The sequence below is a fragment of the Pseudomonas sp. GG8 genome, assembly GCF_052976945.1.
On sequence record NZ_JBRIIP010000001.1, the window covers coordinates 1,012,253 to 1,034,743 of the forward strand.

Below are 22,491 nucleotides of genomic sequence, written 5' to 3' on the forward strand. Positions count from 1 at the left end.
AGATGAATGCGCGGCGCGCCTGCCTGATAGGAGATATTCAATGAAATTGCCGATTTACCTCGATTACTCCGCGACTACCCCGGTCGATCCGCGCGTCGCGCAGAAAATGAGTGAATGCCTGCTGGTTGACGGAAACTTCGGTAACCCGGCATCGCGTTCCCACGTCTTTGGCTGGAAAGCTGAAGAGGCAGTGGAGAACGCTCGCCGTCAGGTCGCTGATCTGGTGAACGCTGATCCGCGTGAAATCGTCTGGACCTCTGGTGCTACCGAGTCCGACAACCTTGCGATCAAAGGCGCTGCGCATTTTTACGCCAGCAAGGGTAAGCACCTGATCACCAACAAGATCGAACACAAAGCGGTCCTGGACACCATGCGCCAATTGGAGCGTGAAGGTTTCGAAGTGACGTATATCGAGCCTGGTGAAGACGGTCTGATCACGCCTGCAATGGTTGAAGCGGCTTTGCGCGAAGACACCATTCTGGTCTCGATCATGCACGTCAACAACGAAATCGGCACTATCAACGACATCGCAGCCATCGGTGAGCTGACCCGTTCGCGTGGTGTGTTGTTCCACGTCGATGCGGCCCAGTCCACAGGTAAAGTCGAGATCGACCTGGCCAACCTCAAGGTTGACCTGATGTCTTTCTCGGCCCACAAAACCTATGGTCCTAAAGGTATTGGTGCGCTCTACGTGAGCCGCAAACCGCGCGTTCGCATTGAAGCGACCATGCACGGTGGCGGACATGAGCGTGGCATGCGTTCGGGGACATTGGCGACTCACCAGATCGTTGGTATGGGCGAAGCGTTCCGTGTTGCCAAAGAAGACATGGCGTCTGAAAACGTACGCATCAAGGCCCTGAGCGCTCGCTTCCTCAAGCAGGTTGAAGGTCTGGAAGAGCTGTACATCAACGGCAGCATGATTTCCCGTGTACCGCACAACCTGAACCTGAGCTTCAACTACGTCGAAGGCGAGTCGTTGATCATGGCGCTCAAGGATCTGGCGGTTTCGTCCGGTTCCGCTTGTACCTCGGCTTCGCTGGAGCCGTCCTACGTCCTGCGCGCCCTGGGCCGCAACGATGAATTGGCGCACAGCTCGATTCGCTTCACCTTCGGCCGTTTCACCACCGAAGAAGAAATCGATTACGCCGCGCAGAAAGTCTGCGAGGCCGTTACCAAGCTGCGCGCTTTGTCGCCGCTGTGGGATATGTACAAAGACGGTATCGATATCTCCAAGATCGAGTGGGCTGCGCACTAATTAAGTCGCCTGCAAGAGCGGCTACCTGATGAGAGAGGATTAGCACCATGGCATACAGCGAAAAGGTCATTGACCACTACGAAAACCCGCGTAACGTCGGCAAGATGGACGCGGAAGATCCTGATGTTGGCACCGGTATGGTCGGCGCGCCGGCATGCGGCGACGTAATGCGCCTGCAAATCAAGGTCAACGAACACGGCATCATCGAAGACGCCAAGTTCAAGACCTACGGTTGCGGTTCGGCTATCGCCTCCAGCTCCCTGGCGACCGAGTGGATGAAAGGCAAGACTCTGGATGAAGCAGAGACCATCAAGAACACTCAACTGGCTGAAGAGCTGGCGTTGCCTCCAGTGAAGATCCACTGCTCGGTACTCGCAGAAGACGCTATCAAGGCGGCTGTTCGCGATTACAAGCAAAAGAAAGGCTTGCTCTGAACAGAGCCTTTTTTAACGAAGCTTGATTCAAGTAAGGAGTTTCGATGGCTATCAGCATGACAGAAGCTGCTGCTCAACACGTACGTCGCTCCCTCGAAGGTCGCGGCAAAGGTGACGGTGTTCGCCTAGGTGTTCGCACCACGGGCTGTTCCGGTCTGGCCTACGTGCTGGAGTTCGTCGATGAGGCGGGCAGCGAAGACACGGTGTTCGAGTTGCACGGCGTCAAAGTGATCATCGATCCGAAAAGCATGGTCTACCTCGACGGTACAGAGCTCGATTTCGTCAAGGAAGGGTTGAACGAAGGCTTCAAGTTCAACAACCCGAACGCGCGCGGTGAATGTGGCTGCGGCGAAAGCTTCAATATCTGAGGCTGATCGTGGGTATTCCTTGTCATTTCGCCTTATTCGAGCTCAAGCCAAGTTTCCGTTTGGATCTCGATCAGTTGGCGACGCGCTACCGTGAGTTGGCGCGCGGCGTACATCCAGACCGTTTTGCTGATGCTTCCGAGCGTGAGCAGCGGCTGGCGCTAGAACACACTGCCAGTCTCAACGAGGCCTACCAGACGCTCAAGAACGCTCCCAAACGGGCGCGTTATTTGTTGACGCTGGGGGGTAACGAGTTGCCGTTGGAAGTTACCGTGCAAGACCCCGAGTTCCTCATGCAGCAGATGCAATGGCGTGAAGAGCTTGAGGATTTGCAGGAGGATGCCGACCTGGCGGGTGTTGCGGTATTCAAGCGCCGGCTCAAAGTCGCTCAGGATGAACTGAACGAAAGCTTCGCTGCCTGTTGGGATGATGCTGCGCAACGTGAATTGGCCGAACGGCTGATGCGACGTATGCAGTTCCTCGACAAGCTCACCTACGAAGTGCGCCAGCTTGAAGAGCGCCTCGACGATTAACCCCGTGCTGCCCTGGCCGCACGCCTGTGAATTTCGATAAGTATGGCCCTACTGCAGATCGCCGAACCCGGCCAAAGTCCCCAACCACATCAGCGCCGTCTGGCGGTTGGGATCGACTTGGGCACTACCAATTCGCTGGTCGCTGCATTGCGCAGTGGACTTTCCGAGCCGCTGGCCGATGGCGAAGGGCAGGTCATCTTGCCGTCCGTCGTTCGCTACCACGCTGATCGGGTCGAAGTAGGGCAGAGCGCCAAAAGCGCCGCCGCTATTGATCCGTTCAACACCGTATTGTCAGTCAAACGACTGATGGGGCGTGGCCTGTCCGACGTCAAACAGCTCGGTGAGCAACTGCCTTACCGATTTGTTGACGGCGAGTCTCACATGCCGTTCATCGACACCATTCAAGGGCCGAAAAGTCCGGTGCAGGTGTCGGCTGAAATTCTCAAGGTTCTGCGTCAGCGTGCTGAAGAGTCCTTGGGCGGCGAGTTGGTGGGGGCGGTGATTACCGTTCCGGCCTATTTCGACGACGCCCAGCGTCAGGCCACCAAAGATGCGGCTCGGTTGGCGGGTCTTAACGTTCTGCGTTTGCTCAATGAGCCTACCGCTGCGGCGGTGGCTTATGGTCTGGATCAACACGCTGAAGGCGTGGTTGCTATTTACGACCTGGGCGGCGGTACGTTCGATATTTCCATATTGCGTCTGACAGGCGGCGTTTTTGAAGTTTTGGCAACCGGTGGCGATACGGCACTGGGTGGTGATGACTTCGATCATGCGATCGCCAGTTGGATCGTGAGCGAAGCCGGTCTTTCTGCCGACCTCGATCCGTCTGCGCAGCGCAGCCTGCTGCAAACCGCTTGCGCGGCCAAAGAAGCGTTGACTGAAGTCGATTCGGTCGAAGTCGTGCATGGCGATTGGCATTCTGTGCTGACCCGGCAAGCTTTCGATGCGCTGCTTGAGCCCATGCTAGCGCGCAGCCTTAAAGCCTGTCGGCGCGCGGTCCGCGATGCCGGCATCGAGATTGAAGAAGTTGAGGCCGTGGTCATGGTCGGCGGTTCGACCCGTGTGCCGCGAGTGCGAGAAGCTGTCGCCGAACTGTTCGGTCGTCAACCACTGACCAAGATCGATCCGGATCAAGTGGTGGCCATTGGCGCTGCGATCCAGGCTGATACGCTGGCAGGCAACAAGCGTGACGGTGAAGAGCTGTTGCTGCTTGATGTGATTCCGCTGTCTCTGGGTTTGGAAACCATGGGTGGGTTGATGGAGAAGGTGATTCCACGAAACACCACCATTCCCGTCGCTCGCGCTCAGGATTTCACCACCTATAAAGACGGCCAGTCAGCCATGATGATTCATGTGCTGCAGGGCGAGCGGGAACTGATCAGCGATTGCCGCTCCCTGGCTAGGTTCGAGCTGCGAGGCATACCACCGATGGTTGCTGGCGCCGCGAAAATTCGCGTCACGTTCCAAGTCGATGCGGATGGCTTGCTCAACGTTGCGGCCCGTGAGCTGGGTTCGGGTATCGAGTCGAGTATCCAAGTCAAGCCATCCTATGGCCTGACCGACGGCGAAATTTCCCGCATGCTCAAGGACTCGTTCCAGCACGCCAGTGATGACAAAGTCGCTCGTGTACTGCGCGAACAGCAAGTCGATGCCCAGCGTCTGCTCGAAGCGGTGCAGGGTGCGCTGGATGTGGACGGTGAGCGCTTGCTCGACGCTGAAGAGCGGATGGTGATCGAGTTGCAGATGAAAGAATTGAGTGAATTGATGCAGGGCACTGATGGTCCTGCCATCGAGCTGCAGACCAAGCGTCTGTCGCAGGTGACCGATGCATTTGCTGCCCGACGCCTGGATTCGACGGTGAAAGCCGCGCTGGCGGGACGCAACCTGAATGAAATTGAGGGATAACTGATGCCGCAGATCATTTTTCTGCCACATGCCGTGCTGTGCCCGGAAGGTCTGGTTGTCGAGGTCGCGCCCGGTACCTCCATTCTCGACGTGGCCCATGATAACCATATCGAGATCGAGAGCGCCTGTGGCGGCGTCTGCGCCTGCACCACGTGTCATTGCATCATTCGTGAGGGCTTTGACTCGCTGAATGAGGCTGACGAACTGGAGGAGGATTTGCTCGACAAGGCCTGGGGGCTGGAGGCGCAATCGCGCTTGTCCTGCCAGGCGATTGTCGGCAATGAAGACCTGACCATCGAAATACCTAAATACACGATCAACCATGCGGCTGAAGCGCCGCACTGATTCAAGGGGTTCTTATGAGTCTGAAATGGGTTGATGTGCAGGAAATCGCAATCCAGCTGGCTGAAAGCAAGCCGGATGTTGATCCAAGATCGCTTAACTTCGTCGATCTGCGTAAATGGGTGATGGAATTGCCCGAGTTCGACGATGCGCCGGATCGCAGTGGCGAAAAGGTTCTGGAGGCCATTCAGGCTCTCTGGATCGAAGAGCTCGACTGAGCCGCGCTGCAGGTTAGGCAATACCAAAGAACCCGCGTATAATTCGCGGGTTTAATTTTTCGAAAATTACCGTTTCTGGAGTTACACCATGGCTGTTCAACGTACTTTCTCCATCATCAAGCCTGACGCCGTTGCAAAAAACGTAATCGGCGAGATCGTCACTCGTTTTGAAAAAGCCGGCCTGCAAGTCGTTGCTTCGAAAATGAAGCAGCTGTCCAAGGCTGAAGCTGAAGGTTTCTACGCTGAGCACAGCGCTCGTGGTTTCTTCGGCGACCTGGTTGCGTTCATGATCTCTGGCCCGGTTGTGGTTCAGGTTCTGGAAGGCGAAAACGCCATCGCTAAAAACCGCGAACTGATGGGCGCTACCAACCCTAAAGAAGCAGCTGCCGGCACCATCCGTGCTGATTTCGCTGATTCCATCGACGCCAACGCTGTACACGGTTCCGATTCCGAAGCTGCTGCTGCACGTGAAATCGCTTACTTCTTCGCCGCTACCGAAGTAACCGCTCGTAAGGCCTAAGGCCATTGAGTGAGGGTGAAAACATGACAACATCGACTGGCAAAACAAACCTGTTGGGTCTGACTCAACCGGAAATGGAGAAGTTCTTCGACTCGATCGGGGAGAAGCGTTTCCGTGCCGGTCAGGTGATGAAGTGGATTCACCACCTTGGCGTCGATGATTTCGACGCCATGACGAATGTCAGCAAGGCCTTGCGCGAAAAGCTCAAGGTCTGCGCTGAAATTCGCGGTCCTGAAGTCGTCAGCGAGGACATCTCCACCGATGGCACCCGTAAATGGGTGGTGCGTGTGGCGTCCGGCAGCTGTGTCGAGACCGTTTACATCCCTCAAGGCAAACGCGGCACGTTGTGCGTTTCGTCCCAGGCGGGCTGTGCCCTGGATTGCAGTTTCTGCTCCACCGGCAAACAAGGTTTCAATAGCAACCTCACCGCCGCCGAAGTGATCGGTCAGGTGTGGATTGCCAACAAATCCTTTGGCAGCGTCCCGGCAACCGTCGACCGTGCCATCACCAACGTGGTGATGATGGGCATGGGTGAGCCGCTGCTGAACTTCGATAACGTAGTAGCCGCCATGCATCTGATGATGGATGACCTGGGCTATGGCATTTCCAAGCGCCGGGTGACGCTGTCCACCTCGGGCGTGGTACCGATGATCGACGAGCTGTCCAAGCACATCGACGTCTCACTGGCATTGTCGCTGCATGCACCCAACGATGCACTGCGCAACCAATTGGTACCGATCAACAAGAAGTACCCGCTCAAGGTCCTGCTCGAATCCTGCCAGCGTTATATGTCGACCCTGGGCGAAAAACGCGTACTGACCGTTGAGTACACGTTGCTCAAAGACATCAACGACAAGGTCGAGCACGCGGTCGAAATGGCTGAGCTGCTCAAGGACACGCCTTGCAAGATCAACCTGATCCCGTTCAACCCGTTTCCTCACTCGGGTTACGAGCGCCCAAGCAATAACGCGATCCGTCGTTTTCAGGATCAGTTGCATCAGGCCGGTTACAACGTCACTGTGCGCACCACGCGCGGCGAAGATATCGATGCAGCATGCGGTCAGTTGGTTGGCCAGGTTCTGGATCGCACTCGACGCAGTGAGCGTTATATTGCTGTGCGCGAGTTGAGTGCCGAGGCCGACCAGGCCCAAAGCGCTACGACTCGAACCTGACTGAGAGGACCTCTATGACCCTGCGCGCCGCGCTATTGCTGTGTTTCGTCAACGTGCTGGCTGGCTGCGTTTCGTCGGGCAGTGTCGATCCGATGAGCACCAGCAAGGGTCGTGACCAGGCGCGCGCCGCGTACGTGCAGCTGGGGCTTGGTTATCTGCAGCAGGGTTCCACCGAGCGCGCCAAGGTTCCTTTGAAAAAAGCCCTCGACCTGGACAGCTCCGATCCTGACGCGAATGCTGCGCTGGCATTGATCTTTCAGGCTGAAATGGAGCCGGAGCTGGCGGACAAGCAATACCTCAAGGCACTTTCGGCGCGTTCCAACGATGCGCGAATCCTGAATAATTACGGCAGTTTCCTGTACGAGCAAAAGCGTTACAAAGAAGCTTACGAGCGTTTTCAACAGGCCGCCGCTGATACCCTCTACCCGGAACGTTCACGGGTTTTCGAGAGTTTGGGGATGACCGCACTGAGGCTCAATCAGCGTGACGAAGCCACCGGCTACTTCACCAAAGCCCTGCGTCTGGATCGCCAACAGCCACGCGCATTGCTGGAAATGGCTGAGTTGTCGTTCGAAGACAGGCATTATGTGCCCTCGCGTGAGTATTACGACCGTTTTAGCCAACTGAGCGATCAAAATGCACGTAGTCTATTACTCGGTACGCGGTTGGCAAAAATCTACGATGATCGCGATAAAGCAGCCAGTTTTGGGCTGCAACTAAAAAGACTCTATCCCGGTAGCCCGGAATATCAGCAATACCTGTCGGAGCAATGATGAAAGCGGCGCATCCCGAAGTTGTAGCAGCCACTCGCGTGAACCCTGGCGAGACCTTGCGTCAGGGCCGAGAGAGCAAAAACTGGTCGCTGCCTGATGTGGCCTCGAGGCTGAACCTCACCGTCGCGTCCTTGGGCAACCTTGAAACTGGCGATTTTGAAAAGTTGCCGGGGCATACCTTCGCCCGGGGCTATATCCGTGCCTACGCGAAACTTCTTGGGCTCGATCAAAGTGCGTTGGTTCAGCAGTTCGATCAATACACCGGCACCGATGCCCATGGCAGTAATGTGCACAGCCTGGGTCGCATTGAAGAGCCGGTGCGGCTGTCGCACAATATTTTGCGCATTGTCAGCTTGCTGTTGCTCGTGGTTCTGGTCGGTGCCGGTTTCTTCTGGTGGCAGGATCAGACGTCGATGCGCGGCAAAGAGTCGACAGGGATCAGCCTTGAGCACGTCGAAGTCGAAAGTGCTGATGGCACGACCCAGATTCATCCTCTGGATGAACCTGAAGATCAAGCCGTGACCGAGTCTCAAGGGACGTCGTTACCTCTCGCCGCAGGTGAGCCCGCGGCTGAAACCGCAGCGACGACGCCTGCTGCTCCGTCCGCTCCGGCCGTTGGCACGCCTTCGGCCAACGTCCCGGTTACACCGCCTGCGGTGCCGGTGCGCACAACTCCGATGACACCAGTGGCGCCATCGACCGTTGCAGTAACGCCTGTTACGACACAAGCGGACCCTGCAGCTGTGGTAGCGGGTTCTGGTCACATCAAGCTGCAATACGTCTCCGATTGCTGGACGCAAGTGACCGATGCCAACGGCAAAGTGTTACTCAGCGGTGTGAAGCGCAAGGGCGAGAATCTGGATGTCACCGGCAAGCCGCCGCTCACGTTACGCCTGGGCTTTGCTCGCGGTGTTCAAGTGAGCTATAACGGCCAGCCTGTGGACATGGCACCTTTTACCAGTGGCGAAACCGCTCGCCTGAAGCTAGGGCAATAAGTCATGCACGGCGAATCACCGATCAAACGTCGCGAATCTCGTAAAATTTGGGTCGGCTCCGTCCCGGTGGGCGGTGATGCGCCCATCGCGGTGCAGAGCATGACCAACAGCGACACCAACGATGTCGCGGCCACGGTTGCGCAGATCAATCGTCTGGAAGCGGCTGGCGTCGATATCGTGCGGATTTCGGTTCCGGACATGGATGCTGCCGAGGCGTTTGGCCGGATCAAGCAATTGGTCAAGGTCCCCTTGGTTGCCGACATCCACTTCGACTACAAAATTGCATTGCGCGTCGCCGAGCTGGGCGTTGACTGCCTGCGGATCAACCCGGGCAACATCGGCCGCGAAGACCGTGTGCGCGCGGTGGTGAGTGCCGCCCGTGACCGTGGGATTTCGATCCGTATCGGGGTCAACGCGGGGTCGCTGGAAAAAGACCTGCAGAAAAAATATGGCGAGCCGACACCGGCTGCGCTGGTCGAGTCCGCGTTGCGGCATGTCGAGCATCTGGATCGTCTGGATTTCCAGGATTTCAAGGTAAGTGTCAAAGCCAGCGACGTGTTCATGGCGGTGGAAGCCTATCGCTTGCTCGCCAAGCAAATCATTCAGCCGTTGCACCTGGGCATTACCGAAGCCGGTGGCCTGCGTTCAGGCACGGTAAAATCAGCTGTTGGCCTCGGTATGCTGCTTGCCGAGGGGATTGGCGATACTATCCGCATCTCGTTGGCTGCTGACCCGGTCGAAGAGGTGAAAGTCGGTTACGACATTCTCAAATCGCTGCACCTTCGTTCCCGTGGCATTAACTTCATTGCCTGCCCGAGCTGTTCCCGGCAGAACTTCGATGTGGTCAAGACCATGAACGAACTGGAAGTGCGCCTTGAAGATTTGTTGGTACCGCTGGATGTCGCGGTGATCGGTTGTGTGGTCAACGGTCCTGGCGAAGCCAAGGAGGCGCATATCGGCCTCACTGGGGGAACGCCTAACCTGATTTACATCGACGGCAAGCCAGCGCAGAAGCTGACCAATGACAATCTGGTCGATGAGCTTGAACGCTTGATCCGTCAGAGAGCGGCCGAAAAGGTCGAAGCCGACGCAGCGCTCATCGCGCGCGGTTGATAGGCCAATACAGATTTCGCTAAGGATTTTTCGTGAGTAAGTCTCTGCAAGCCATTCGTGGCATGAACGACATCCTGCCCGACCAGACGCCCCTGTGGCGCTATTTCGAGGGCACGGTGTCGCGTCTGCTGGATAACTACGGTTATCGCCAGATTCGTATGCCAATCGTTGAGTTCACCGAGCTGTTCAAGCGCTCTATCGGTGAAGTGACCGACATCGTCGAAAAAGAGATGTACACCTTTGCCGATCGCAACGGTGATTCTCTGACCCTGCGCCCTGAAGGCACCGCAGCATGTGTGCGTGCAGTGCTTGAACACGGTATTACCGGTGGCGGCCAGGTTCAGAAGCTTTGGTACATCGGCCCTATGTTCCGCCACGAGCGGCCACAGAAAGGCCGTTATCGCCAGTTTCATCAAATCGGGGTGGAAGTCTTCAATCTTGATGGCCCGGACATTGACGCCGAGCTGATTGTTCTGACCTGGCGTCTATGGGGCCTGCTGGGCATTCGCGGCGCGGTCAAACTTGAGCTCAACAGCCTGGGCACCAGCGAAGCGCGCGGGCGTTATCGCGAGGCGCTGGTCGAGTTTCTGTCGGCACGCCTGAGCGAACTTGACGAAGACAGCCAGCGTCGTCTGAAAACCAACCCACTTCGCGTTCTCGACACCAAGAGCCCTGAAACCCAGGCCGTTCTGGTGGACGCGCCGAAGCTGGCGGATTACCTCGACGACGAATCGCGCATCCACTTCGACGGGCTCAAGGCACGTCTGGACGCAGCCGGTATTCCGTATGTGATCAATCCCAAGCTGGTGCGCGGGCTCGATTACTACAGCAAAACCGTTTTCGAATGGGTCACCGATCAGTTGGGCGCCCAAGGCACTGTGTGTGCCGGTGGTCGTTATGATGGCCTGGTCGAGCAAATGGGCGGCAAGCCTACGAGCGGCGTCGGTTTTGCCATGGGCATCGAGCGTTTGGTCCTGCTGCTGGAAACCCTGGAGCAAATCCCGGAAGAGATCTCGCGTCAGGTCGACGTCTATCTGTGTGCCTTCGGTGAAGCTGCCGAACTGGCTGCATTGACCCTGACCGAACGTTTGCGTGACCAGTTGCCGAACCTGCGTCTGCAGGTCAATGCCGGCGCTGGCAGTTTTAAAAGCCAGTTCAAAAAAGCCGACAAGAGCGGTGCACTGTACGCGCTGATCCTGGGCGACGATGAACTGGCCCAGCAAGTGGTAGGTTTCAAACCCCTGCGTGGCCAGGGCGAACAACAAAATATTGCCTGGGATGCTCTGTCTGAGCACCTGGCCGCCTGCGTTGTGCAGGGTTGAAGCTGATAAACAGCCGTTTTAGCGAATAGGAGTATTGGGGTGTCGCGTACCGAAGATGAAGAACTGGCCGTGATGAAGGACTGGTGGCAACGCAACGGCAAACCCCTGGTTACTGGCGGTTTGCTGGCGTTGATCGTGGTATTTGGCTGGCAAGCCTGGCACAGATATCAGGGTAACCAGTCGCAAGGCGCCTCGATGCTCTATCAGCAATTGCTGGAAACGGCCTTGACCCCGAGCGGTCAGCCTGACACGGCACGGGTCGCGGATATCGCGGGCAAATTGAAAAGCGAATTCGGTGGCTCGGCTTACGCTCAATACGGCAGCCTGTTCGTGGCTAAAGTGGCGGTTGATACCGGCAAGCTCGATGATGCTGCCGCTGAACTCAACGCCATTACCGCCAAGCCGTTCAACGACACGCTGGGTGAAATTGCGCGTCAGCGTCTGGCTCGGGTGTTGGCTGCTCAGAACAAGACTGACGAAGCACTGAAACTGCTCGACGGTGATGCCGACAAAGCATTCCTGGCCAGCCGTGAAGAACTCAAGGGCGACCTGCTGGTACAGCTGGGCCGTGCCGACGAGGCGCATGCGGCCTATCAAAAAGCCAAATCCGCGCTGTCTGAAGAAGCGGCAGTGGGTGGCTTACAAATGAAACTCGACGACTTGGCGAAAGGGGATGCGTGACGTGATGCGTTGGAAACATGCAGCATTGCTGGCCCTGGCCATATTGGCCGCGGGTTGCAGTAGCAACAGCAAAAAGGAATTACCACCGGCCGAGCTGACCGACTTCAAAGAAGAAGTGGTTCTGCAAAAGCAATGGAGTCGCTCCATCGGTGATGGCCAGGGCAAGAACTACAGCATGTTGGTTCCAGCTGTCGAAGGTGAGAATATCTTCGCTGCGGACGTCACCGGTATTGTGATGTCTCTGGATCGCACGACGGGCGACGTGATCTGGAAGAAGGACCTTGAACTGCCTGTTTCCGGTGCCGTTGGCGTAGGCTCCGGTCTGGTGATGGTCGGTACGCTCAAAGGCGCAGTCATCGTTCTTGACGCTGCCACCGGCGAAGAAAAGTGGCGCGCTCGCGTGACCAGTGAAGTGCTGGCACCGCCTGCGACCAACGGTGACGTGGTCGTGGTTCAGACGCAGGATGACCGTGTGTTCGGCTTCGATGCTGCCACCGGCAACCAGCGCTGGATCTACGAAAGCACCCCTGCGGTCCTGACATTGCGCGGTACTGGCGCGCCGATCGTGACCAGCCACCTTGCCTTGGCCGGTCTGTCGACGGGTAAAGTCATTGCATTGAATACCTCGAACGGCGTGCCGATCTGGGAGCAACGCGTTGCTATTCCACAAGGTCGCTCGGAACTGGATCGTGTTGTCGATATCGACGGTGGTCTGCTGTTGTCTGGCAGTACGTTGTATGTCGCCACCTATCAGGGTCGTGTCGCCGGTCTGGATGTAGAGAGCGGTCGTGTGCTTTGGCAGCGTGATGCGTCAAGCTATGCCGGTGTCGCCCAAGGTTTTGGCAGCGTCTACGTGAGTCTGGCCAGTGGCACTGTCGAAGGCGTCGATGAGCGCTCCTCGACAGCGCTTTGGAGCAACGATGCATTGGCTCGTCGCCAGCTGGGTGCGCCGGAAGTGTTTTCCAGCTACGTAGCGGTCGGCGATATGGAAGGCTATCTGCACCTGCTGAGCCAGGTCGATGGCCGTTTCGTTGGTCGTGAGAAAATTGACGGCGATGGCCTGCGTGCCCGTCCGTTGGTTGTTGGCGACACGATTTATGTGTTTGGCAACAGCGGCAAGCTGGAAGCCCTGAAGATCAAGTAATGGTTGTCTACGCGTGAGGCCGCTCTCTATGTTTGAAACATAGGGCCTCTTGCAGCCTTGCCCCGGCAAGGCCTGCGGCACTTCTGGTGCCGCTCCGAACTCCGGCCGCTGCCATGCAGCGGCTTTTGTATTTTCTGAAATAACGAAGTGGAGAGCCGCATGGTTCCCGTAATCGCCCTGGTGGGTCGACCGAACGTCGGCAAGTCCACCTTATTCAACCGCCTGACCAGGACTCGCGACGCTATTGTCGGCGATTTGTCCGGTCTGACCCGTGATCGCCAGTACGGTGAGGCAAAGTGGCAAGGGCGTTCCTACATTCTGATCGACACCGGCGGTATCTCTGGTGATGAACACGGCATGGACGAAAAGATGGCCGAGCAGTCGCTGCTGGCCATCGAAGAAGCCGATGTTGTGTTGTTCCTGGTAGATGCCCGTGCCGGTTTCACGGCTGCTGACCAAATGATCGGCGAGCACTTGCGCAAGCGTGGCAAGCGTTCCTACGTGGTAGCCAACAAGGTCGACAACATCGATCCTGAAATGGCCCGCGCTGAATTCAGCCCGTTGGGTATGGGTGATGCGATCCCGGTTGCTGGTGCTCACGGTCGTGGCATCACTCAGATGCTGGAAATCGCCCTCAGCGAATTCCCGAAAGACCCTGAAGAAGAGATTGAGGCCGAAGATGTCGCCGAAGGCCAGGAAGCCAAGCGCATTCCAGGTCCTAGTGAAAAAGACGGGATCAAGATCGCGATCATCGGCCGTCCGAACGTTGGCAAATCGACGTTGGTCAACCGCATGCTCGGTGAAGACCGGGTTATCGTCTATGACGAGCCTGGCACCACCCGTGACAGCATCTACATTCCCTTCGAGCGTAACGACGAGAAGTACACGCTGATCGACACCGCGGGTGTGCGCAAGCGCGGCAAGGTCCACGAGGAAGTCGAAAAGTTCTCGGTGGTGAAAACCCTGCAGGCGATCAAAGACGCCAACGTGGTGATCTTCGTGATGGACGCCCGCGAAGGCGTGGTCGATCACGACCTCAACCTGCTGGGCTTTGTCCTGGAATCCGGTCGTGCGCTGGTTATCGCATTGAACAAGTGGGATGGCATGGATCCGAGCGAGCGCGAGTTCGTTAAGATTGAGCTGCAACGTCGCTTGTTCTTCGTCGACTTCGCCGATATCCACTTCATCTCGGCCTTGCATGGCACGGGTGTGGGTAACCTCTACCAATCGGTTCAGAACTCGTTCAAGTCCGCAGTCACCCGCTGGCCGACTAACCGCCTGACTCAGATTCTTGAAGACGCGGTCAGTGAACATGCACCGCCGATGGTTGGCAGCCGCCGCATCAAGCTTCGCTATGCTCACTTGGGCGGTGCTAACCCGCCGTTGATCGTGATTCACGGCAACCAAGTCGAGAAAGTACCCAAGTCCTATGTCCGTTATCTGGAAAACACCTACCGCCGCGTGTTGAAGCTGGTCGGTACGCCAATCCGGATCGAGTTCAAAGGCGGGGAGAACCCATACGAAGGCAACAAGAACACGCTGACAGACCGTCAGGTCAACAAGAAGCGTCGAATGATGTCTCACCACAAGAAAGCTGACAAAAAACGCAAAGATAAGCGTTGATCCGGTAACGGATATTCTTGAAAAGGGCGCCAATGGCGCCTTTTTTTATGCGCGTGGTATGGGCTATCCTGTTTGTTTCCCGTGCCGCCGTAGAGCCGGGTGTAAGCAAGGGAATGGCCCATGATCATCAGTAAGCTGCCGAATGTCGGCACGACCATTTTTACCGTGATGTCCCAGCTTGCCGCGCAGACCGGTGCAATTAACCTGTCCCAAGGTTTTCCGGATTTCGACGGCCCGCAAGCGCTTCGAGATGCTGTGAGCCGGCACATCGCTGATGGCCACAACCAATACGCGCCGATGACCGGCTTGCCTGCCCTGCGCCAGCAAGTGGCGGCCAAAATTGCCCGTAGCTATGGCCGTCAGGTGGATGCCGACACTGAAGTCACCATCACCCCCGGCGCGACCCAGGCCATTTTTTGCGCGATCCAGACGGTGATTCAGCCCGGCGACGAAGTGATCGTGTTCGACCCGTGCTACGACAGCTATGAACCTTCGGTCGAGCTGGCTGGCGGTCGCTGCGTGCATGTGCAGCTCGGTTTGGACGATTTCGCCATTGATTGGCAGAAGCTCGGTGAAGCCCTGACCCCGCGCACGCGGATGATCATCCTCAACAGCCCGCACAACCCGAGCGGCGCGTTGATCACCCGCGATGAGCTCGATCGGTTGGCGGCGTTGATCGCCAATCGCGATATTTATCTGGTCAGCGATGAAGTGTACGAGCACCTGGTGTTTGACGGCGTGCCGCACGCCAGCGTGCTGGCCCATGAAGAACTGTACCAGCGGGCGTTCGTGGTCAGTTCGTTCGGCAAGACCTATCACGTTACCGGTTGGAAAACCGGTTATGTGGTCGCGCCTCCGGCCTTGACTGCCGAGTTGCGCAAGATCCACCAGTACGTGAGCTTCTGTGGCGTAACGCCGCTGCAATACGCCTTGGCTGACTTCATGGCCGAGCACCCTGAGCATGTCGAGGAGCTGCCCGCGTTCTATCAGGCCAAGCGCGATCTGTTCTGCGACCAGCTTGAACCCTCACGCTTTAACTTCAGCCGCGTAGCGGGTACCTATTTTCAGCTGGTGGATTACTCGAACATTCGTCCGGATTTGAATGACGTCGATATGTCGCTGTGGATGACCCGCGAGCATGGTGTGGCTTCTATTCCTATCTCGGTCTTCTACCAAAGCCCACCATCAGGGCAACGCCTGATTCGTTTGTGCTTTGCCAAACGCGAGGAGACGTTGCGTCAGGCAGCGGAAAAACTATGCGCGATTTAAGCGAACTGCCCAATCTCAATATAGCGTTGGTCCAGACCACTCTGGTGTGGCACGACCGCGAGGCCAACCATGAGCATTTCGAGCTGTTGCTGGATCAGGCTCGGGGCGCGGACCTGATTATCCTGCCAGAGATGTTCACCACCGGCTTCTCGATGCAGTCCGAAACCCTGTCCGAGCCGGAAAATGGCCCCACCGCCAAGTGGATGCTGGCCCAGGCCAAGCGACTGGATGCGGTCGTGACGGGCAGCCTGATCGTTCAGGCTGCTGACGGCAGCCATCGCAATCGCCTGCTATGGGCGCGCCCAGACGGTGAGCTGTTGCATTACGACAAGCGCCATCTGTTTCGCATGGCGGGCGAGCACAACCACTTCACTCCGGGTGAGCGTCAGGTTCAGTTTGAATTGAAAGGCTGGCGGATTCGGCCACTGATTTGCTACGACCTGCGTTTCCCGGTCTGGAGCCGTGATGCGCAAGACACTGATCTGCTGCTGTATGTCGCCAACTGGCCCGGCGCACGACGTCTGCACTGGAATCGCCTGCTACCGGCCCGCGCCATCGAAAACCTCTGCTACGTCGCCGCAGTCAATCGAGTCGGCACCGACGGTAAGGGCTTTACTTACACGGGTGATAGCCACGTTTTCGACTTTCAGGGTGAAAGCCTGTTTAGCGCCGGTGAGGCCGATGGGGTGTTTCAGGTCTGCCTGAGCGCTGCCGACCTGGCCGCCTACCGCAAACGCTTTCCGGCGAATCTGGATGCGGACACTTTCGAGCTGCATTGAATAATAATGTTTTTATTTGATGCGGTTTCCAGCCAAACGCTGATCCCCGCAGGAGCTGACTTATCTGTGAAAGTCGCAACGCGGTGTGTCTGACAGGCCTCGTTGAATGGTCTTCGCAGACAGTTGCTCTTACAGTTTGAACTGCGCGATAGCGCGGCGTTGCAGGCGGGGCGACATCTCTCACAGGAAATGCGGGAAGCAGACACAAAAACGGCCCCGAAGCGTTCGCTTCGGGGCCGTTTTTTGTTTCAGGTGTTCAGATCAAGCCGCTTTGGCTTGGGCCTGGCTCAATGAGCGATTCAGTGCACTGAACAGTGCGCGGAAGCTGGCAGTGGTGATGTTCTCATCAATGCCAACACCGTGGACCGCACGATCACCGTTCACTCGCAGTTCGATGTAAGCCGCTGCCTTGGCCGTGGTCCCGGCGCCAATGGCGTGTTCGCTGTAGTCCATGATTTCCACGGAGTCCGGCAGGCTGGCGACCAGTGCTTCCAGAGCGCCTTTGCCCTTGCCACGCCAGTGCTGGGTCTCGCCATCGCAATGGACTTCGGCATCCACTGAGCTGTTGCCGTTTTCTTCCTGCAGCTTATGGCTGAGCAGGGCGTACGGCACGTTGGCTTGCAGGTATTCGCGGTGCAGCAAGCTGTAAATCTGCTGCGCGCTCATTTCCAGGCCCAGACGATCGGTTTCACCCTGAACTACCTGGCTGAACTCGATCTGCATCCGGCGTGGCAGGCAGATGCCATATTCCTGTTCCAGCAGGTAAGCGATGCCGCCTTTGCCGGATTGGCTGTTGACCCGAATCACCGCCTCGTAACTGCGACCGATATCGGCCGGGTCGATTGGCAGGTAAGGCACTTCCCACAACGCATCAGGCTTTTGCTGGCTGAAACCTTTGCGGATGGCGTCCTGGTGCGAGCCGGAGAACGCGGTGTGCACCAGATCGCCCACATACGGATGGCGTGGGTGAACCGGAATCTGGTTGCACTCCTCAACGACTTTGCGCACGCCGTCGATGTCAGAGAAGTCCAACTGAGGGTTGATGCCCTGGGTATAGAGGTTGAGTGCCACGGTGACCAGATCGACGTTACCGGTGCGCTCGCCGTTACCGAACAGGCAACCTTCAACGCGATCGGCGCCAGCCATCAAGCCCAGCTCAGTGGCCGCAACCCCGGTACCACGGTCGTTGTGGGTATGCAGGCTGATCAGCACGCTGTCACGGCGATTGATATTGCGGCCAAACCACTCGATTTGGTCGGCGTATATGTTTGGCGTAGCCACTTCAACGGTTGCTGGCAGGTTGAGGATGACTTTGTGCTCAGGTGTCGGGTTCCAGACCTCGATGACCGCGTCGCACACTTCCTTGGCGAACTCGAGTTCGGTCGCGCTGAAAGTCTCCGGCGAATATTCGAACGTCCACTGGGTTTCAGGCTGCTGGGCTGCGAACTTGACGAACAGCTTGGCTGCGCTGACCGCGATCTCTTTCACGCCGGCTTTGTCTTGGTTGAAGACGATGCGGCGGAACGAAGGCGAGGTCGCGTTATACAGGTGAACAATGGCTTTCTTTGCCCCGCGCAGGGATTCGAACGTGCGCGCGATCAAGTCTTCACGACCCTGGGTCAGCACCTGAATGGTGGTGTCATCCGGGATGTGGTTGCCTTCAATCAGAGTACGAACGAAGTCAAAGTCGGTTTGCGAGGCGGCCGGGAACGACGCTTCGATTTCTTTGACGCCGACGCTGACCAGGGTCTTCCAGAAACGCAGTTTCTTGACCGCATCCATCGGCTCGATCAGCGATTGGTTGCCGTCGCGAAGGTCAGAGCTGCACCAGATCGGCGCTGTTGTAATGGTCTTTGAAGGCCAGGTACGGTCAGGCAGGTCAATGGTTGGAAACGCGCGGTACTTGGTCGAGGGATCGTTGAGCATTGCCATGGGAGAAATCCTTATTGTGCTGGCCGGATAGAGGCGGCCTACCGTTGAAACGAAAGAAAGGGGCGAGGCACCGCGATCTAGCTTGGCAGTCGTGCACTGACCAGGCAAAGGCAGCGATGTTGGCGCAATAGAATGAGGGTGTGTGAGGTTTTCATGCCGTCAACCGTAACCATTGGGGTGAAAGTTGGCAAGCACTCGATAAAAATTGATATAAATCATCTGATTTAGCGTTTTGACGGGTTTTTATGGCTGAATCTTAAGTAAAAGACCGCGCAAATTGCGCGGTCTTCCACAGGGGCGCAACTCAGGGTTGAAATGCACCAATAAAAATCGCTGGATCAACCCGTGCATCGTTCAGGCTGACGTTCCAATGCATATGCGGCCCGGTGGCGCGGCCGGTTGAGCCGACTCTGCCTACCACGCCACCACGGCTTACTGCCTGACCAACCTTCACGTCGATTTTCGACATGTGGCAGAACATGCTGATGAAACCCTGGCCGTGGTCGACGAACACGGTATTGCCGTTAAAGAAGTAATTGCCGATCAGGATCACCTTGCCAGCGGCTGGCGATTTGATCGGGGTGCCCGCCGGTACAGCGAAATCCAGACCCGCGTGGGGATTGCGTTCCTCGCCATTAAAGAAACGGCGAACGCCGAACTTGCTCGAAAGGGGTCCACTCACCGGCTTTTCCAGCAGCAAGTTGCTCGGCGTCCCCGGCGTGAAGCTGCGGTAAGCGCGAATCTGCTCGGCCAGTTCGCCATCGATACGTTTCAGGTCGGCGGGGTTGGGATTGACCTGGCGCTGGTTTTTCAGGGTGATGCGTTGTTCTGGGTATTGCTTGTTGCCGACGGTGAAGTTCAGGGTGCGTGTGCTATTCGCGGTTTTGGCGGTGATCTGTTGGCTGCCGGGCTTGATCGTCAACGGCACACCCACAATCGCCAGCCAGCGCGCATCCTGTTCTTTGACCACCAACACCGACCTGCCTTGATAACTGGCTTGCGGCGCCTGAGCGCTGGTACCCAGATCGACGACCGCAACACCGCCCGGTACCGGCTTGTTCAGCAGGCGGGCGATGTAACTGTCGTTGCTGGCATGGGCGGGCAGGGCAAGACACAGTGCAAATAGTGGCGCAATAAAACGCAGCATCAATAGATCAATCCAGAAGAGAGAGGGTGACAGGCGCCAGATGGTTGTCTTCGACGCGCACCTGCAATTCACCTTCGCCAAGCCGGGCTTTCAAACGCTGGCCGTTATGGGTTTGTTCCGCGCTACGAATCGCATGACCACGTTCATCGAGCAGGATGCTGTAGCCACGGCTCAGCGTTGCCAGCGGGCTGACCACGTGCAGCGTCTGCATGTGGCTTTGCAGCTGCAAACGTCGGGTCTTGAGGATCTCGCGAATCGCTCGAGGCAAGCGTTGGGACAAGCTGTCCAGCCGTTGTTTCAACAGCGCAAGGGTACGACCTGGATGCTGGGCGGCGAGGCGGGCCTGCAGATGGGCCAGACGCGCAGCGCGTTTTTGCGTGTGCTGTTCGAAGGCGCGACGCAGGCGCATGTCCAGATCGTCCAGGCGTTGTGCTTGCTGGCGCAGGCGCTCGCCAGGATGACGCAAGCGTCGGGAAATGCCTTCCAGGCGCAGGCGCTCGCGCATCAAGCGATCCTGGATGCGGGTGACTAGTCGCCGCTTCAGGTTATCGACCCGTCGATGCAGGTCACTGGCGTCCGGTGCGAGCAGCTCTGCCGCAGCCGATGGCGTCGGTGCCCGCACGTCGGCCACGAAATCGCTGATCGAGACGTCGGTCTCATGCCCGACCGCGCTGACAATCGGCGTCACACAGGCATCGATTGCCCGGGCCACCGCTTCTTCGTTGAAGCACCACAAGTCTTCCAGCGAGCCGCCGCCACGGGCCAGGATCAAGGCATCAAAACCTCGAGAGTCGGCCAGTTTCAAGGCGCGGACAATTTGCGCGATAGCATCACGACCTTGTACTGCGGTAGGGATCAACGTTAGTTGCACCTGCGGTGCACGACGGCGGAACACGCTGATGATGTCGCGAATCACTGCGCCGGTAGGCGAGCTGATGATGCCGATGCGACGCGGATGCAAAGGCAACGGCACTTTGCGTTCGGCGCTGAACAGGCCTTCGACGCTGAGTTTGTCTTTCAGTGCATCGAAGGCCAGACGCAGGGCACCTTCACCTGCGGGTTCGACGGTGTCGAGGATCAGCTGATAGTCGCCACGGCCTTCGAACAGCGAAACTTTGCCGCGCACTTTCACCGCCAGACCGTCTTTCAACACCTGACGAACCCGTGCGGCGCTTTGCCGGAACAGTGCGCAACGCACTTGGGCGCCACTGTCCTTGAGGGTGAAATACACATGGCCGGACGCCGGGCGGGACAGATTGGAGATTTCGCCTTCAACCCAGATATTACTGAACACATCCTCCAGCAGCACGCGTGCGCGGCCGTTGAGCTGGCTGACGGTGAGGACTTCCCGGTCGAGGCCGAGTCTTGCGAAGGGGTCTTTGATCATGGCGAGCATGATAAAGGCATGCCTTTATATAGGATAGGTAGTGGTGGTTTTATCTAGTCGAGCATACCGCTCGCTGGTTACAGTCGGCACGGATAACTTCATGGATGAATCTCGATGACCTTTGCCGATTTAACCGGGTTGTTCAATCAATTGGCGTTCACGCCCCTCGACTGGGTGCTGATCGAGCTGGGCGTGATAGGCGCGTACATCGTATTTGGTATCGCCGGGTTTGGTACGGCGTTGGTTGCTGGACCGGTGCTGATCAATTTCATGGCGTTGTCGCGGATCATTCCGTTGTTGGTATTGCTGGATTTCATCGCTGCGTTCGGCAATCTGCTGCCTTCGCGCCGATCGGTGGTCAAGGCTGAGCTCCTGCGCCTGCTGCCCTGCATGGCGGTGGGCTGCACCTTGGGCGTGGTGTTTCTGCTCAACCTTAAATCCGATGTCTTGCTGTTGCTGATGGGATTGTTCATTACCGCTTACGCGCTTTATAGCCTAGGGGTAAAAGTTCGTCCGACACAGCTCGCGGCGGGCTGGGCGATACCGATGGGCACCATTGGCGGCCTGTTCGGTGCGCTATTTGGCAGTGGTGGCTTTCTTTACGCGATTTACCTTAACAGCCGTTTGCCTTCCAAGGTGCAGGCGCGGGCGACCCAGGCCGTGTTGATCAGTTGCAGCACCATCGTCCGGTTGAGCCTGTTTATGCTGGCGGGGGTGTACGCCGAAATGCCGTTGCTGATGCTGGCCGCGTGTTTGTTTCCGGCGATGGTCGTGGGTTCGTGGATTGGCCGCTCACTGATCATGAAATTGTCGCGTGAGGCCTTTGTGCGTCTGGTCACGTGGCTGGTGCTGGCCAGTGGTATTGCATTGATCGGTCGCTACCTCTCCACATGAGCCAGCACTTGACCTGAAAGAGGGGGGGATTAAGCTGCCTTATTAAGTAGCAGCAATAGGCGTCATCCATGAATACCCAGAGCATCATCGTCCCGCAGATTTCCGACTTTCCGGCTCACGAGGCTCGAGCCCGGCTGATCCTGCGCTGGCTGATGAACAAGAACATCATCGAGCAAGAACTGACCACCTGCGGCCGCAGTTTCAGCAAGATGGCCTATGCCGTTGCGCCCGGTGCCCGTGATGTCGTCGAGAATCCAGATGCCCTGCCATTCGGGCAAGCGATCAACGGTCTGGAGATCGTCACCAAGCGTTGCATCTTTACTCCGCTGACCGATTTCGCTGAAGAGGCTGGCTGCCCTGAATGCAGAAAAGAAGTGGGTGAAGCACTGTTCGACAGTCTGGAAGAGTGGATGCCGGGGCACACCGATAACTTCATCTGCCCGGAATGCGGGCATGAAGACGACATCAATGGCTTTCTGTTCCTGCAAGCCTGCGGTTTTTCCAACCTGGGTTTTATCTTCAATAACTGGCTGGACGCCTCGTTCAAGCAGAGCTTTCTCGATGAATTCGCCGAGCGTCTGGATCGTCCGGTTTCGTTCGTCAACGTGCATTTGGACGCTGATTGATAATAGGCTGAGGTTTACATTGAGCAGGCAGGTCCGTATGGGTATAATGGCGCGCTTCCAAT

The 22,491-nt window shown here is 57.3% G+C and carries 23 protein-coding genes; 20 read left to right on the forward strand and 3 right to left on the reverse strand.

Annotated elements, in window-relative coordinates; translation table 11 throughout:
- The first annotated feature begins 40 nt into the window (after positions 1–40).
- From ACVBEG_RS04975 to ACVBEG_RS05060, 18 genes are all read left to right on the forward strand, one after another.
- Complete coding sequence (locus ACVBEG_RS04975; protein ID WP_322178129.1) at positions 41–1,255, forward strand: IscS subfamily cysteine desulfurase; 1,215 nt, start codon at positions 41–43, stop codon at positions 1,253–1,255.
- A gap of 47 nt (positions 1,256–1,302) precedes the next feature.
- Complete coding sequence (gene iscU / locus ACVBEG_RS04980; protein WP_219061125.1) at positions 1,303–1,689, forward strand: Fe-S cluster assembly scaffold IscU; 387 nt, start codon at positions 1,303–1,305, stop codon at positions 1,687–1,689.
- Between the two features lie 44 nt (positions 1,690–1,733).
- Positions 1,734–2,057 carry an iron-sulfur cluster assembly protein IscA gene (gene iscA / locus ACVBEG_RS04985; RefSeq protein ID WP_322178130.1) on the forward strand — a complete coding sequence of 108 codons (324 nt, stop codon included), beginning with the start codon at positions 1,734–1,736 and terminating at the stop codon, positions 2,055–2,057.
- An 8-nt stretch (positions 2,058–2,065) separates the two neighbouring features.
- Positions 2,066–2,587 carry a co-chaperone HscB gene (hscB, locus tag ACVBEG_RS04990; protein WP_322178131.1) on the forward strand — a complete coding sequence of 174 codons (522 nt, stop codon included), beginning with the start codon at positions 2,066–2,068 and terminating at the stop codon, positions 2,585–2,587.
- 42 nt (positions 2,588–2,629) lie between these two features.
- A complete protein-coding gene (hscA, locus tag ACVBEG_RS04995) occupies positions 2,630–4,492 on the forward strand; it encodes a Fe-S protein assembly chaperone HscA (RefSeq protein WP_322215212.1) in 1,863 nt (620 codons plus the stop codon).
- 3 nt (positions 4,493–4,495) lie between these two features.
- A complete protein-coding gene (gene fdx, locus ACVBEG_RS05000; RefSeq protein WP_219061129.1) occupies positions 4,496–4,837 on the forward strand; it encodes an ISC system 2Fe-2S type ferredoxin in 342 nt (113 codons plus the stop codon).
- Between the two features lie 14 nt (positions 4,838–4,851).
- Complete coding sequence (gene iscX / locus ACVBEG_RS05005) at positions 4,852–5,052, forward strand: Fe-S cluster assembly protein IscX (RefSeq protein WP_219061130.1); 201 nt, start codon at positions 4,852–4,854, stop codon at positions 5,050–5,052.
- 88 nt (positions 5,053–5,140) lie between these two features.
- The gene (ndk, locus tag ACVBEG_RS05010) at positions 5,141–5,572 is read left to right on the forward strand and encodes a nucleoside-diphosphate kinase (RefSeq protein ID WP_219061131.1); all 432 of its coding nucleotides are present in this window, start codon (positions 5,141–5,143) and stop codon (positions 5,570–5,572) included.
- A 23-nt stretch (positions 5,573–5,595) separates the two neighbouring features.
- On the forward strand, positions 5,596–6,744 hold the full coding sequence (rlmN, locus tag ACVBEG_RS05015; protein WP_322178133.1) for a 23S rRNA (adenine(2503)-C(2))-methyltransferase RlmN: 1,149 nt from the start codon (positions 5,596–5,598) through the stop codon (positions 6,742–6,744).
- 14 nt (positions 6,745–6,758) lie between these two features.
- The gene (gene pilW, locus ACVBEG_RS05020) at positions 6,759–7,517 is read left to right on the forward strand and encodes a type IV pilus biogenesis/stability protein PilW (RefSeq protein ID WP_322178134.1); all 759 of its coding nucleotides are present in this window, start codon (positions 6,759–6,761) and stop codon (positions 7,515–7,517) included.
- Positions 7,517–8,512: a RodZ family helix-turn-helix domain-containing protein gene (locus ACVBEG_RS05025; RefSeq protein WP_322178135.1), complete on the forward strand. Its 996-nt coding sequence runs from the start codon at positions 7,517–7,519 to the stop codon at positions 8,510–8,512. The genes pilW and ACVBEG_RS05025 overlap by 1 nt, the downstream gene beginning before the upstream one ends.
- A gap of 3 nt (positions 8,513–8,515) precedes the next feature.
- On the forward strand, positions 8,516–9,625 hold the full coding sequence (gene ispG, locus ACVBEG_RS05030) for a flavodoxin-dependent (E)-4-hydroxy-3-methylbut-2-enyl-diphosphate synthase (RefSeq protein ID WP_219061135.1): 1,110 nt from the start codon (positions 8,516–8,518) through the stop codon (positions 9,623–9,625).
- A gap of 32 nt (positions 9,626–9,657) precedes the next feature.
- Entirely contained in the window at positions 9,658–10,947 is a 1,290-nt protein-coding gene (gene hisS / locus ACVBEG_RS05035; protein WP_219061136.1) for a histidine--tRNA ligase, read from the forward strand.
- A 39-nt stretch (positions 10,948–10,986) separates the two neighbouring features.
- Entirely contained in the window at positions 10,987–11,628 is a 642-nt protein-coding gene (locus ACVBEG_RS05040) for a tetratricopeptide repeat protein (RefSeq protein WP_322215218.1), read from the forward strand.
- Positions 11,621–12,772 (forward strand): outer membrane protein assembly factor BamB, encoded by a 1,152-nt coding sequence (gene bamB / locus ACVBEG_RS05045; RefSeq protein ID WP_322178137.1) that lies wholly within the window; start codon positions 11,621–11,623, stop codon positions 12,770–12,772. The genes ACVBEG_RS05040 and bamB overlap by 8 nt, the downstream gene beginning before the upstream one ends.
- A gap of 159 nt (positions 12,773–12,931) precedes the next feature.
- A complete protein-coding gene (gene der / locus ACVBEG_RS05050; RefSeq protein ID WP_219061138.1) occupies positions 12,932–14,395 on the forward strand; it encodes a ribosome biogenesis GTPase Der in 1,464 nt (487 codons plus the stop codon).
- A gap of 120 nt (positions 14,396–14,515) precedes the next feature.
- The gene (locus ACVBEG_RS05055) at positions 14,516–15,664 is read left to right on the forward strand and encodes a pyridoxal phosphate-dependent aminotransferase (protein ID WP_322178138.1); all 1,149 of its coding nucleotides are present in this window, start codon (positions 14,516–14,518) and stop codon (positions 15,662–15,664) included.
- Positions 15,652–16,443, forward strand: coding sequence for an amidohydrolase (locus ACVBEG_RS05060; RefSeq protein WP_322178139.1), 792 nt, complete (start codon positions 15,652–15,654; stop codon positions 16,441–16,443). Before ACVBEG_RS05055 ends, ACVBEG_RS05060 begins: the two co-directional genes overlap by 13 nt.
- 261 nt (positions 16,444–16,704) lie before the next feature.
- On the opposite strand, the gene leuA is transcribed toward ACVBEG_RS05060, so the two are convergent.
- The 3 genes from leuA to xseA form a co-directional block, all read right to left on the reverse strand.
- Positions 16,705–18,375, reverse strand: a complete 1,671-nt coding sequence (gene leuA / locus ACVBEG_RS05065; protein WP_322178140.1) for a 2-isopropylmalate synthase — start codon at positions 18,373–18,375, stop codon at positions 16,705–16,707.
- Positions 18,376–18,679: 304 nt separating this feature from the next.
- Entirely contained in the window at positions 18,680–19,522 is an 843-nt protein-coding gene (locus tag ACVBEG_RS05070) for a peptidoglycan DD-metalloendopeptidase family protein (RefSeq protein WP_330200667.1), read from the reverse strand.
- 7 nt (positions 19,523–19,529) lie between these two features.
- Positions 19,530–20,909, reverse strand: a complete 1,380-nt coding sequence (gene xseA, locus ACVBEG_RS05075) for an exodeoxyribonuclease VII large subunit (protein WP_322217719.1) — start codon at positions 20,907–20,909, stop codon at positions 19,530–19,532.
- Positions 20,910–21,023: 114 nt separating this feature from the next.
- Between xseA and ACVBEG_RS05080 the strand changes: the two genes are divergently transcribed.
- Entirely contained in the window at positions 21,024–21,803 is a 780-nt protein-coding gene (locus ACVBEG_RS05080; protein WP_322215220.1) for a sulfite exporter TauE/SafE family protein, read from the forward strand.
- Between the two features lie 68 nt (positions 21,804–21,871).
- Positions 21,872–22,429 (forward strand): sugar ABC transporter ATPase, encoded by a 558-nt coding sequence (locus tag ACVBEG_RS05085; RefSeq protein WP_447107424.1) that lies wholly within the window; start codon positions 21,872–21,874, stop codon positions 22,427–22,429.
- The last annotated feature ends 62 nt before the right edge of the window (positions 22,430–22,491 follow it).

Excerpts from the sequence above, each read along its gene's own strand:
- ACVBEG_RS04975 (WP_322178129.1), top strand. The coding sequence starts at position 41 with ATGAAATTGCCGATTTACCTCGATTACTCCGCGACTACCCCGGTCGAT.
- iscU (WP_219061125.1), top strand. The coding sequence starts at position 1,303 with ATGGCATACAGCGAAAAGGTCATTGACCACTACGAAAACCCGCGTAAC.
- iscA (WP_322178130.1), top strand. The coding sequence starts at position 1,734 with ATGGCTATCAGCATGACAGAAGCTGCTGCTCAACACGTACGTCGCTCC.
- hscA (WP_322215212.1), top strand. The coding sequence starts at position 2,630 with ATGGCCCTACTGCAGATCGCCGAACCCGGCCAAAGTCCCCAACCACAT.
- fdx (WP_219061129.1), top strand. The coding sequence starts at position 4,496 with ATGCCGCAGATCATTTTTCTGCCACATGCCGTGCTGTGCCCGGAAGGT.
- iscX (WP_219061130.1), top strand. The coding sequence starts at position 4,852 with ATGAGTCTGAAATGGGTTGATGTGCAGGAAATCGCAATCCAGCTGGCT.
- ndk (WP_219061131.1), top strand. The coding sequence starts at position 5,141 with ATGGCTGTTCAACGTACTTTCTCCATCATCAAGCCTGACGCCGTTGCA.
- rlmN (WP_322178133.1), top strand. The coding sequence starts at position 5,596 with ATGACAACATCGACTGGCAAAACAAACCTGTTGGGTCTGACTCAACCG.
- pilW (WP_322178134.1), top strand. The coding sequence starts at position 6,759 with ATGACCCTGCGCGCCGCGCTATTGCTGTGTTTCGTCAACGTGCTGGCT.
- ACVBEG_RS05025 (WP_322178135.1), top strand. The coding sequence starts at position 7,517 with ATGAAAGCGGCGCATCCCGAAGTTGTAGCAGCCACTCGCGTGAACCCT.
- ispG (WP_219061135.1), top strand. The coding sequence starts at position 8,516 with ATGCACGGCGAATCACCGATCAAACGTCGCGAATCTCGTAAAATTTGG.
- bamB (WP_322178137.1), top strand. The coding sequence starts at position 11,621 with ATGCGTGACGTGATGCGTTGGAAACATGCAGCATTGCTGGCCCTGGCC.
- der (WP_219061138.1), top strand. The coding sequence starts at position 12,932 with ATGGTTCCCGTAATCGCCCTGGTGGGTCGACCGAACGTCGGCAAGTCC.
- ACVBEG_RS05055 (WP_322178138.1), top strand. The coding sequence starts at position 14,516 with ATGATCATCAGTAAGCTGCCGAATGTCGGCACGACCATTTTTACCGTG.
- ACVBEG_RS05060 (WP_322178139.1), top strand. The coding sequence starts at position 15,652 with ATGCGCGATTTAAGCGAACTGCCCAATCTCAATATAGCGTTGGTCCAG.
- leuA (WP_322178140.1), bottom strand. The coding sequence starts at position 18,375 with ATGGCAATGCTCAACGATCCCTCGACCAAGTACCGCGCGTTTCCAACC.
- ACVBEG_RS05070 (WP_330200667.1), bottom strand. The coding sequence starts at position 19,522 with ATGCTGCGTTTTATTGCGCCACTATTTGCACTGTGTCTTGCCCTGCCC.
- xseA (WP_322217719.1), bottom strand. The coding sequence starts at position 20,909 with ATGATCAAAGACCCCTTCGCAAGACTCGGCCTCGACCGGGAAGTCCTC.
- ACVBEG_RS05080 (WP_322215220.1), top strand. The coding sequence starts at position 21,024 with ATGACCTTTGCCGATTTAACCGGGTTGTTCAATCAATTGGCGTTCACG.
- ACVBEG_RS05085 (WP_447107424.1), top strand. The coding sequence starts at position 21,872 with ATGAATACCCAGAGCATCATCGTCCCGCAGATTTCCGACTTTCCGGCT.